This window comes from Cellulomonas avistercoris, from assembly GCF_014836445.1.
Lineage (GTDB): Bacteria > Actinomycetota > Actinomycetes > Actinomycetales > Cellulomonadaceae > Cellulomonas > Cellulomonas avistercoris.
The window spans coordinates 157,166-167,627 of sequence record NZ_JACSQV010000005.1 but is presented as its reverse complement, the minus strand read 5'-3'; the positions used below and the strand labels follow the sequence as shown (position 1 = coordinate 167,627).

Below are 10,462 nucleotides of genomic sequence, written 5' to 3'. Positions count from 1 at the left end.
GGGTGCCGAAGCACCCGGGCCCGCGGTCGTGCGTGCCTCAGGCGCCGACGAGGCGCTGCGCGAGGTACCCGGTGACCTGGTCGAGCGCGACGCGCTGCTGCGACATGTCGTCGCGGTGGCGGATCGTCACGGCCTGGTCGTCGAGCGTGTCGAAGTCGACCGTGATGCAGAACGGCGTGCCGATCTCGTCCTGGCGGCGGTAGCGACGGCCGATGGCACCCGCGTCGTCGAACTCGACGTTCCAGCTGCTGCGCAGCTCCGCGGCCAGGTCACGGGCCTTGGGGCTGAGCTGCTCGTTGCGCGACAGCGGAAGGACGGCGGCCTTGACCGGCGCGAGCCGCGGGTCGAGCTTCAGCACCGTGCGGGTGTCGACGCCGCCCTTGGTGTTGGGCGCCTCGTCCTCGGTGTAGGACTCGACGAGGAAGGCCATGAGGGAGCGCGTCAGGCCCGCGGCCGGCTCGATGACGTAGGGCACGTAGCGCTCGTTCTTGGCCTGGTCGAAGAACGACAGGTCCTGGCCGGAGTGCTCGGAGTGCGTCCCGAGGTCGAAGTCGGTGCGGTTGGCGATGCCCTCGAGCTCGCCCCACTCGCTGCCGCTGAAGCCGAACTTGTACTCGATGTCGACCGTGCGCTTGGAGTAGTGCGACAGCTTCTCGGCCGGGTGCTCGTAGAGGCGCAGGTTGTCGCGCTGGATCCCCAGGTCGACGTACCAGTCGGTGCGACGGTCGATCCAGTACTGGTGCCACGTCTCGTCGGTGCCCGGCTCGACGAAGAACTCCATCTCCATCTGCTCGAACTCACGCGTGCGGAAGATGAAGTTGCCCGGCGTGATCTCGTTGCGGAACGACTTGCCGATCTGGCCGATGCCGAACGGGGGCTTCATGCGCGCGGCGGTGTAGACGTTCTTGAAGTTCACGAAGATGCCCTGCGCGGTCTCGGGACGCAGGTAGTGCAGCCCGGACTCGTCCTCGACGGGGCCGAGGTACGTCTTGAGCATCATGTTGAAGTCGCGCGGCTCGGTCCACTGCCCGCGGGTGCCGCAGTTGGGGCAGGCGATCTCGGCGAGGCCTGTCTCGGGCGCCCGGCCCTTCTTGGCCTCGAAGTCCTCGAGCAGGTGGTCCTCACGGAACCGCTTGTGGCAGGACAGGCACTCGGTCAGCGGGTCGGTGAAGACACCGACGTGACCGGAGGCGACCCAGACCTGCCGGGGCAGGATGACGGACGAGTCGAGGCCGACGACGTCGTCGCGGCTCGTCACCATCGCACGCCACCACTGGCGCTTGATGTTCTCCTTGAGCTCGACGCCCAACGGTCCGTAGTCCCACGCGGAGCGGGTGCCCCCGTAGATCTCGCCGCTCGGGAAGACGAACCCCCGGCGCTTGGCGAGGGAGACGACGGCGTCGAGACGGGAAGGTGTGGCAGCCACGGTGGATCTCCTGGGTCGAGGAAGTCCGCGGCTGGGTGCCGCGGGACACAACGGCCCAGGCTATCGGTCGGCGGCGGACCGCGGACGCGGGTGTGCACCGGGCGCGCCCGTGTTGACAACGGTTCTCGTCGTCATTGAGAATTGATCTCATGTCCAGGTCACCCCGCCGCTCCCGCCTGCTCGCTGCCGTCCTGGTGCTGCCGGTGCTGGTCACCGCGGCGTGCTCGGCGGGCCCGGGTGAGGACGGCACGGTCCGGGCGCTCGCCTCGTTCTACCCGCTGCAGATGGTGACCGAGGAGGTCGGCGGCGACCGCGTCACCGTCAGCTCGCTGACGCCTCCCGGCGCCGAGCCGCACGACGTCGAGCTCTCCCCCGCCCAGGTCGCGTCCGTCGGCGCCGCGCAGCTCGTCGTCCACCAGTCCGGCTTCCAGCCGGCCGTCGACGACGCCGTGGCCCAGGCGGCACCCGAGCACGTCGTCGACGCCGCCGTCCACGCCGACCTCGCGGGCGACGCGTCGTCGCACGGGCACGAAGCCGACGACCACGACGCCGAGGACGGGGACGACCACGGCGCCGACCCCCACTTCTGGCTGGACCCCACGCGCCTGGCCGCGGTCGCCGACGACGTCGCCGCCGCGCTCTCCGAGATCGACCCCGACGGGGCCGACGTCTACCGGGCCAACGCCGACGCGCTCACCGCGCGCCTGACCGCGCTCGACGAGGCGTACACGGCCGGGCTCGCGACGTGCGAGCGTCGGGTCGTGGTCACGTCGCACGAGGCGTTCGGCTACCTCGCGGACCGCTACGACCTCGAGCAGGTCGGCATCTCGGGCGTCGACCCCGAGACCGAGCCGTCGCCCGCACGACTGCGGGAGGTCGGTGAGGTCGTGCGGGACGAGGGCGTCACGACGATCTTCTTCGAGACGCTCGTCTCGCCCAAGGTCGCCCGGACGCTGGCCGCGGACCTCGGGGTCGAGGCGGCGGTCCTCGACCCGATCGAGGGGCTCGGCGACGACACCCAGGACTACTTCTCGATCGCCGAGGCCAACCTCGAGGCCCTGCGCGTGGCATTGTCCTGCTCGTGAACGCGATCGAAGCCACCGACGTGCACGTGACGCTCGGCGGCCAGCCCATCGTGCGGGGCGTGGACCTGACGGTCCCCCCGGGTCAGGTGCTCGCGCTGCTGGGCGCCAACGGGTCGGGCAAGTCGACGCTCGTGCGCGCGCTGCTCGGCGTCGTGCCGCACGTGTCGGGCAGCGTGCGCCTGCTGGGCCGCCCCCTGGGGCGCGACGTGCCGTGGCGACGCGTCGGCTACGTGCCGCAGCGCATGGCCGCCGGCGGCGGCGTCCCCACGACCGCGCTCGAGGTCGTCGTGTCCGGCCTGCTGGACGGCCACCGCCTGCGGCCCCCGCGCGACGCACGGGCCCGCGCACGCGCCGCGCTCGACGCGCTCGGCGTCGCCGACCTGCACGAGCGTCGCGTGCAGGACCTGTCCGGCGGCCAGCAGCAGCGGGTCCTGATCGCACGGGCGCTGGTGCGCGAGCCGTCCCTCCTCGTCCTCGACGAGCCCACGTCCGGGATCGACCTGCCCACGCAGGACACGTTCGTCACCGCGCTGTCGTCCCTGCGTGACGCCGGGACCACCGTCGTGGTGATCCTGCACGAGATCGGTCCGTTCGCCCCGCTGATCGACCGTGCCGTCGTCCTGCGCCACGGGCGCGTGGTGCACGACGGCGCCCCGCCGCCCGCACGCGGCGAGCACGGCGACGCCGGGCACGACCACACGCACCCGCACGCCGACCCCGAACCGCCGTCCGAGGGACCGGACCTCACGCTGGAGGTGACCCGGTGAGCGGGTGGGAGCAGGTCGTGGAGCTGCTGACGTCGCCGCTCATGCAGCGCGCACTCGTCGCGGCCGTCCTGGTGGGTGCCGCGGCTCCCGTCGTCGGCACCTTCCTCGTGCAGCGCCGCATGGCCCTCATGGGTGACGGCATCGGCCACGTCGCGCTCACGGGTGTCGCCCTGGGGTGGCTCGTGGGCAGCTGGGCCGCGGTCGCGCCCGCCGACGCGCTCGCCGTGCCCGGCGCCGTGGTCGCCGCCGTCGTCGGCTCGGTCGTCATCGAGCTCGTCCGCGAGCGCGGGCGGACCAGCGGGGACCTCGCGCTGGCGATCATGTTCTACGGCGGCATCGCCGGCGGTGTCCTGCTCATCAAGGTCGCGGGGGGCACCAACGCGAACCTCATGAGCTACCTCTTCGGCTCGATCTCGACCGTGTCGACCACCGACCTGTGGTGGACGGCGGCCCTGGCCGTCCTCGTCCTCACCGTCGGTGTCGGCCTGCGATGGGCGCTGTTCGCCGTGAGCCACGACGAGGAGTTCGCGCGCGCCAGCGGCGTCCCCGTCCGCGCGATGTCGATGGTCGTCGCGTGCCTCGCGGCCCTCACGGTCACCATCTCGATGCGTGTCGTGGGCCTGCTGCTGGTCAGCGCGCTCATGATCGTGCCGGTCGCCGTCGCGCAGATCTTCGCCCGCTCGTTCGGACGCACCATGGTGGTCGCCAGCGCGCTGGGCGTCACGGTCAGCGTCGTCGGGCTGGTCATCACGTACTGGAACGACGTGCCGCCCGGCGCGACGATCGTCGTCCTCGCGATCGCGCTCTACGCGGCGGCAGCGGTCGTGCACCCGGTGCTCGCACGGCGACGGGCCGCCCACGACCCCCATCCCGACCTGTCCGACGACGTGCTGGTCCCCGCCACCGACGCGGCCTGCGAGGACGCCCCGCCGGCCGTGCGACCGTCGGGCGACCACCGGTAGGGCGCCCCGCCCCCGGCGTACGATCAGGCAGTGTCGTCGGGCGAGGTGCTGGCCGTGTACGGCCTCGACGGTCTGCCCGTCGCGGTCGCGCTGGCCTGCCTCTTCACGATCGTCATGGCGCGCTCCCACCTGACCTACTGGGCCGGCCGGGGCGTCCAGCGCGGCGCACAGCTCGAGGGTGGGCGCCGGCGCGGACCGCGCTGGTGGCAGCGCACGGTCGAGCGCACCGCGCGCCTGGCGTCCACGCCGTCGGCACGCCGCGGCGTCGCGCTCGTGCACCGCTGGGGGCCACTCGCGGTGACGCTGGCCTACGCGACCGTCGGCATCCAGACCGCCGTCTTCGCCGGTGCCGGCCTGGTGCGCATGCCGTACCTGCGCTTCACGGTCGCCTCGATCCCCGGCGCCGCCCTGTGGTCCGTCATCTGGGGCACCGTCGGCGCGGGCGCGGTGTGGGGCGCGGTCATGCTCGCCGCAGGCTCCGGCTGGGCGCTCGCCGCGATCGGGCTCGCCGCCGTGCTCCTCGTCGCCGTCACGGTCGCCGGGCTGCGACGTCGCCGCACCGCCGAGCCGCACCTCGCAGCCCCCGCGGGCGACGCACGCACCGGCCGGACGGCGGCCCGCGAGCGCGGCTGAGACGGACCGGACCCCGCCCTCAGGCCGTGTGGGTCGCCGACACGCAGAACTGGTTGCCGTGCGGGTCCGCCAGCACCGTCCACGCGAACCCGTCCGGGAGCGTGTGGTCGGCCACCCTCGTCGCCCCGGACGCCACGAACGCCTCGACGGCTCGCGCCGGGTCGTCCGCGCCCAGGTCCACGTGGACCCGGTTCTTGCCCGGCGTGGGGTCGTCGACGCGCTGGAAGCCGAACGCGGGCAGCCCCGGCCCGGCGGGCAGAACCATGACGAACTCCTCCTCGTGGCCCTGGACCTCGCCGCCGAGGTGACCTGCCCACCAGGCCGCCAGCGTGGGCGCGTCGTGCGTGTCGAAGGTCACCATGCTCACGGTCAGTCCCATGGCGCGAACCTAGCGCGCGCCTCGGACATCCGGCGTCAGGTCGCGGCGGGGACGTCGACCGCACCGCCGTAGCGCCGGTCACGCCGCGCGTACGTCTCGACCGCGCGCCACAGGTGCCGCCGGTCGACGTCCGGCCACGGCTCGTCGAGGAAGACCATCTCGGCGTACGCCGACTGCCACAGCATGAAGTTCGAGATCCGCTGCTCGCCCGAGGACCGCAGGAAGAGATCGACGTCCGGCAGGTCGGGCTCGTCGAGGTACTTCTGCACGGTCTTCTCGTTGACCCGCTCGGGCTTGAGCCGGCCCGCGGCGACCTCGCGCGCGATGGCCTGCGCGGCGTCGGCGATCTCGGCGCGGCCGCCGTAGTTCACGCACATCGTCAGGGTGCACGTCGTGTTCTCGACGGTCTGGCGCTCCGCGGTCTCGAGCTCGTTGATCACCGAGCGCCACAGCCGGGGACGCCGGCCCGCCCAGCGCACGCGCACGCCCCACGAGTCCATCAGGTCGCGCCGCCTGCGCAGCACATCGCGGTTGAAGCCCATGAGGAACCGGACCTCCTCGGGCGAGCGTGACCAGTTCTCGGTCGAGAACGCGTACGCCGACACGTGCTGGACGCCGATCTCGATCGCGCCCGCGACCACGTCCAGGAGCGACGCCTCGCCCGCGCGGTGGCCCTCGACGCGGGGCAGCCCCCGCGCGTTGGCCCAGCGGCCGTTGCCGTCCATGACGACCGCCACGTGGCGCGGCACGAGCGCCCGAGGGATCTGGGGCGGCCGGGCGCCGGACGGGTGCGGGTAGGGCGGGACGGTCTCGCGTGGCACGCAGCACATCGTGCCACCCGGCGCGCGCACCGGCGCCGTCCGTCAGACGCGTTCGACCATCGGCAGCGAGCGCAGGCGCCGCTCGAGGTGGAACTGGCAGAACACCGCGACGAGTCCGTTGCCCTCGGCCCGGTGCCGCTCGGCGCTCGCGTCGGCGACGCCCCAGTCGCCCGACAGCAGCGCGGCGAGCAGCGTGAACGTCTCCGGGGCCGGGGCGGCAGCACCCGGTGGCCGGCACGCCCCGCACACCGCGCCGCCGACGGCGGGCGCGAACGCGTGGTGCGGGCCCGGGGCCCCGCACCGCGCGCAGTCGGTGAAGCTCGGCGCCCACCCGGCGACCGCGAGCGCGCGCAGCAGGTAGGAGTCCAGGACGAGACCCGGCGCGTGGGCGCGCGTGGCGAGCGCGCGCACCGCGCCGACCAGCAGCCGGTACTGCTGGACCGACGGCTCGCGCTCCGCCTCGACGAGCCGTTCGGCCGTCTCGAGCATCACCGTGCCGACGGTGTACAGCCCGTAGTCCTCGCAGATCTGGCGACCGTACGACCCGAGCGCCTCGACCTGCGTGACGACGTCGAGGTTGCGTCCCGTGCTCAGCTGCACGTCGATGTGCATGAACGGCTCGAGCCGGGAGCCGAAGCGGGACGTCGTGCGGCGCACGCCCTTGCCGACGGCGCGCACCTTGCCGTGCTCACGCGTCAGGAGGGTGACGATGCGGTCGGCCTCCCCCAGCTTGTGGGTGCGCAGGACGATCGCCTCGTCGCGGTAGAGGCTCACCGTGCCATTGTCCCCCGCGGCACCGACAGGTGGGGCCCGGGGGGGGGGGGGCCGGGGCGCGCCGGGGGCGCGCCGCGGCCGTCCCTCAGCGCTCGTGCCGGTTGACCGCCGAGACGATCGCCTTGAGCGACGCCGTCGTGATCGACGGGTCGATGCCGACGCCCCACAGGATGTCGTCGCCGATGGCGCACTCGACGTAGGCGGCGGCCGTCGCGTCACCGCCGGCGGACAGCGCGTGCTCGGCGTAGTCGAGCACCGCGACGTCCACCCCCGTGCTGCGCAGGGCTGCCACGAAGGCGGCGACGGGACCGTTGCCGGTGCCGCTCAGGGTCTTCTCGACCCCGCGGTCGACCACGTCGACCTCGAGGGTGTCCTGACCGCCCTCGGTGCTCGTGGCCCGTGTGCCGCGCAGCGCGAACCGGCCCCAGGGCTCCAGGGGACCCTCGGGCAGCGCGGGCAGGTACTCGTCGCTGAAGATCGACCAGAGCTCGTCGGCGGTGACCTCGGTGCCGTGCTGGTCGGTGTGCTGCTGCACGACCTGCGAGAACTCGATCTGCAGGCGCCGCGGCAGGTCCAGGTCCTTCTCGGACTTGAGCAGGTAGGAGATCCCGCCCTTCCCGGACTGCGAGTTCACCCGGATGATCGCCTCGTAGGAGCGGCCCACGTCCTTGGGGTCGATCGGCAGGTACGGCACCGCCCACTCGACGTCGCCGACCTCCTTGCCGGCGGCCGCGGCGCGGACCTCCAGGGCGTCCAGGCCCTTCTTGATCGCGTCCTGGTGCGAGCCGGAGAACGCCGTGAACACCAGGTCCCCGCCGTACGGGTGGCGCTCGTGCACGGGCATCTGGTTGCAGCGCTCGACGGTGCGGCGGATGCGGTCGATGTCGGAGAAGTCGATCTGCGGGTCCACGCCCTGGCTGAACAGGTTGAGGCCCAGCGTGACCAGGTCGACGTTGCCGGTCCGCTCGCCGTTGCCGAACAGGCAGCCCTCGATGCGGTCCGCACCGGCCAGGTAGCCCAGCTCGGCGGCCGCCACCGCGGTGCCGCGGTCGTTGTGCGGGTGCAGGGACAGCACGACCGACTCGCGGTGATGCAGGTGGCGGCTCATCCACTCGATCGAGTCGGCGTAGACGTTCGGCGTCGCCATCTCGACGGTGGCCGGCAGGTTGATGATGACGGGGCGCTCGGGCGTCGGCTCCAGCACGTCCAGCACCGCGTTGCAGACCCGCACGGCGTACTCCAGCTCGGTGCCGGTGTACGACTCGGGGCTGTACTCGTAGAACACCTCGGTGTCCGGGACCAGCTCCTCGTACTTCTTGCAGAAGCGTGCTCCCGACACGGCGATGTCGGCGATGCCGTCCTCGTCGGACCGGAAGACGACCTCGCGCTGCAGCACCGAGGTGGAGTTGTACAGGTGCACGATGGCCTGCTTCGCCCCGGCGATCGCGTCGTAGGTGCGCTCGATGAGGTGCTCGCGGGCCTGCGTCAGCACCTGGATCACGACGTCGTCGGGGATGCGACGCTCCTCGATGAGCATCCGGACGAAGTCGTAGTCCGTCTGCGAGGCCGAGGGGAACCCGACCTCGATCTCCTTGTAGCCCATCTCGACCAGCAGCTCGAACATCTCGAGCTTGCGGGCGGGGTTCATGGGCTCGATCAGCGCCTGGTTGCCGTCGCGCAGGTCGACCGCGCACCACCGGGGCGCCCGGGTGATGCGCTGGTCGGGCCACGTGCGGTCGGGCAGGTCGACGCGGATCTGCTCGTGGAACGGGCGGTACCGGTGCGCGGGCATGCCCGAGGGCTGCTGCGGGTTGCGCTCGGCGGCCGGCGCCTGGGTGATCGGCGCGGGGGTGGCGGGGCTCTGGCTGCTCATCGGGTGGTCCTTCATCGCGGGTCTCGGCGGGCATTCAGCCGGGCACGACACACACCGCGACGAGGAGCCGGCCTAGAGGGCCTCGTCGCGGCGACGAAGAAGCAGCGAGCGTGCGCGCACGGGACGACCTTACCCCCGCGGGCACCTGCCGCGGCAACCCGCGGCGGGATCACGCGAGGACGATGACCACGTCGTCCGTGACCACGACGAGACGGCCGCCGATGCCCGTGAGCAGCAGCACGTCCGACGGCACGCCGAGCCGCCACGCCTCCACCCCGTCGCGCAGCCCCCGCGCGACCAGGTGCCTGCGGCCCTCACCGTCGGGCTCCGCGGTGAGCACGTGCAGCCCGTCGGTCGCCGGCGGGATGCGCTGCTCGGCGACCAGCTCCTCCTCCCAGAGCAACCGCCCGTCCGCGCCGTCCACGGCCCCGACCGAGCCCTCGCCCGCCATCACCACGACGCCGTACGCCATGGCGACCGGCGACATCGACGACGGCAGCCGCCACGTCACGACGCCGTCCTGCGGCCGCACGGCGACCACACGGTTGCCGACGTCCATCAGGAGGTCGTCGACCGACGCGTCGCCCACGACGGCGAGGGGCAGCCCCGGGACGCGCGCGCGCATCTCGCCGTCCGCGTCGCGCAGCGTCCCGCCGTACCCCGACTCCCACGTCGCGAAACCGCCGTCGGGCAGGCCCGTGACCAGGATCTGCCGCCCGGGCGGGCCGGCCTCGAGGACCGCGCCCGTGCCCGCGTCGAGCAGCGTGGTCGTCATGGCCACGAGGCCCACGACGCGGTCGTCCCCGACGAGCTGCGGAGCGGCGCGCACACCGCCGCTGTCGACCAGCGGGATCGGCGAGGTCCACGACCAGCGCACGGTCCCGTCCGTGCCGTCCCGGCGCTCGACCAGGACGTGCCGGTCGCGCAGCCCTGTCGCGACGACGACGTCGCCCTCGGCACGCACGAGGCCGAGCAGGTTCCCCTCGAGCTCCCACGCACCCCGCTGCTCACCGCCGTCCGGGTCCAGCGCGAGGAACTGCGTCGGGGGCACGTAGGGCGTGGACTCCCCTGATCCCCCGTAGACGACCCCCGGCTCGGTCCAGGAGCACAGCAGCAGCGCCGACGGGTCCACCGTCGCCGAGCACGCCACGGCCACCGACTCGAAGCCGGACCCGGGCTCGTCGACGACCGGCACCTCCCAGCGCAGCGCGCCGGTCGCCGGGTCCCACGAGCGCACGGTCCAGCTCCCCTGCGCGCCGGCGACCGTCACGATCCCGCCGCCCGCGCCCAGCACCGGCGTCGGTCCGTCCGCGTCCGCCCGCCAGCGCTCGACGGGCACCTGCTCCAGCGGACGCACGACCCCGGGCAGCGCGGCGAAGGCGTCGGCCTGCTCGCGCGCCGCCCGCTCCGTGACACCGGTGGCGACGGCCGCGGCCCCGACCACCACGACGACGGAGATCACGACCCAGCGCCGGCGTCGCCACCCGCCACCGCGGGCGCCGGCGCCGTCGGCCGCACCGGCACCGGGCAGGTTGTCCGCGTCGTCGCGCGCCAGGTCGCCGCCGGTCCCCGAGAGGTCGTCGTCGTCGACAAGCTCGACCGGCCGCATCTGCGGGGCCGGGCGTAGGCCACCCATGGGCTGAGACTAGGCCACACCCGCCCCGCGGGGCGGGCGTGCGGTCAGACCCGCTGGACGAGCTGCCGGACGATCCCACGCACGGGGCAGCAGACCTGCCCGGCCG

At 73.4% G+C, this 10,462-nt stretch carries 10 protein-coding genes; 4 read left to right on the top strand and 6 right to left on the bottom strand.

The genetic code is table 11. From position 1 onward, the window contains the following. Window positions 1-37 precede the first annotated feature (37 nt). Entirely contained in the window at window positions 38-1,426 is a 1,389-nt protein-coding gene (locus H9657_RS07705; protein WP_191782048.1) for a glycine--tRNA ligase, read from the bottom strand. Between the two features lie 149 nt (window positions 1,427-1,575). On the opposite strand from H9657_RS07705, the gene H9657_RS07700 reads away from it, so the two are divergent. The 4 genes from H9657_RS07700 to H9657_RS07685 are packed head-to-tail and all read left to right on the top strand — an operon-like array spanning window position 1,576 to window position 4,873. Next, window positions 1,576-2,511: a metal ABC transporter substrate-binding protein gene (locus tag H9657_RS07700; protein WP_191782046.1), complete on the top strand. Its 936-nt coding sequence runs from the start codon at window positions 1,576-1,578 to the stop codon at window positions 2,509-2,511. Then, window positions 2,508-3,278, top strand: a complete 771-nt coding sequence (locus H9657_RS07695; RefSeq protein ID WP_191782044.1) for a metal ABC transporter ATP-binding protein — start codon at window positions 2,508-2,510, stop codon at window positions 3,276-3,278. The genes H9657_RS07700 and H9657_RS07695 overlap by 4 nt, the downstream gene beginning before the upstream one ends. A 41-nt stretch (window positions 3,279-3,319) precedes the next feature. After that, window positions 3,320-4,240, top strand: coding sequence for a metal ABC transporter permease (locus tag H9657_RS07690; RefSeq protein WP_191782189.1), 921 nt, complete (start codon window positions 3,320-3,322; stop codon window positions 4,238-4,240). 30 nt (window positions 4,241-4,270) lie between these two features. Further along, a complete protein-coding gene (locus H9657_RS07685; protein ID WP_191782042.1) occupies window positions 4,271-4,873 on the top strand; it encodes a DedA family protein in 603 nt (200 codons plus the stop codon). A gap of 19 nt (window positions 4,874-4,892) precedes the next feature. Here the strand turns inward: H9657_RS07685 and H9657_RS07680 are convergent, their stop codons facing one another. The 5 genes from H9657_RS07680 to H9657_RS07660 all read right to left on the bottom strand — a co-directional run bounded on the left by H9657_RS07680 (window position 4,893) and on the right by H9657_RS07660 (window position 10,356). Further along, window positions 4,893-5,252: a VOC family protein gene (locus H9657_RS07680; protein WP_191782040.1), complete on the bottom strand. Its 360-nt coding sequence runs from the start codon at window positions 5,250-5,252 to the stop codon at window positions 4,893-4,895. Between the two features lie 35 nt (window positions 5,253-5,287). Next, complete coding sequence (locus H9657_RS07675) at window positions 5,288-6,082, bottom strand: isoprenyl transferase (RefSeq protein WP_191782187.1); 795 nt, start codon at window positions 6,080-6,082, stop codon at window positions 5,288-5,290. Between the two features lie 33 nt (window positions 6,083-6,115). Continuing rightward, window positions 6,116-6,847 carry a DNA repair protein RecO gene (gene recO, locus H9657_RS07670; RefSeq protein WP_191782038.1) on the bottom strand — a complete coding sequence of 244 codons (732 nt, stop codon included), beginning with the start codon at window positions 6,845-6,847 and terminating at the stop codon, window positions 6,116-6,118. Window positions 6,848-6,932: 85 nt separating this feature from the next. Next, window positions 6,933-8,720, bottom strand: coding sequence for a 2-isopropylmalate synthase (gene leuA / locus H9657_RS07665; protein WP_191782036.1), 1,788 nt, complete (start codon window positions 8,718-8,720; stop codon window positions 6,933-6,935). 169 nt (window positions 8,721-8,889) lie between these two features. After that, window positions 8,890-10,356 carry an outer membrane protein assembly factor BamB family protein gene (locus H9657_RS07660; protein WP_191782034.1) on the bottom strand — a complete coding sequence of 489 codons (1,467 nt, stop codon included), beginning with the start codon at window positions 10,354-10,356 and terminating at the stop codon, window positions 8,890-8,892. Between the last annotated feature and the right edge of the window lie 106 nt (window positions 10,357-10,462).

Bases quoted from the DNA above. Each gene is read 5' to 3' on its own strand.
- H9657_RS07700 (WP_191782046.1), top strand. From the start codon at position 1,576: ATGTCCAGGTCACCCCGCCGCTCCCGCCTGCTCGCTGCCGTCCTGGTG.
- H9657_RS07690 (WP_191782189.1), top strand. From the start codon at position 3,320: ATGCAGCGCGCACTCGTCGCGGCCGTCCTGGTGGGTGCCGCGGCTCCC.
- H9657_RS07680 (WP_191782040.1), bottom strand. From the start codon at position 5,252: ATGGGACTGACCGTGAGCATGGTGACCTTCGACACGCACGACGCGCCC.
- H9657_RS07675 (WP_191782187.1), bottom strand. From the start codon at position 6,082: ATGTGCTGCGTGCCACGCGAGACCGTCCCGCCCTACCCGCACCCGTCC.
- leuA (WP_191782036.1), bottom strand. From the start codon at position 8,720: ATGAGCAGCCAGAGCCCCGCCACCCCCGCGCCGATCACCCAGGCGCCG.
- H9657_RS07660 (WP_191782034.1), bottom strand. From the start codon at position 10,356: ATGGGTGGCCTACGCCCGGCCCCGCAGATGCGGCCGGTCGAGCTTGTC.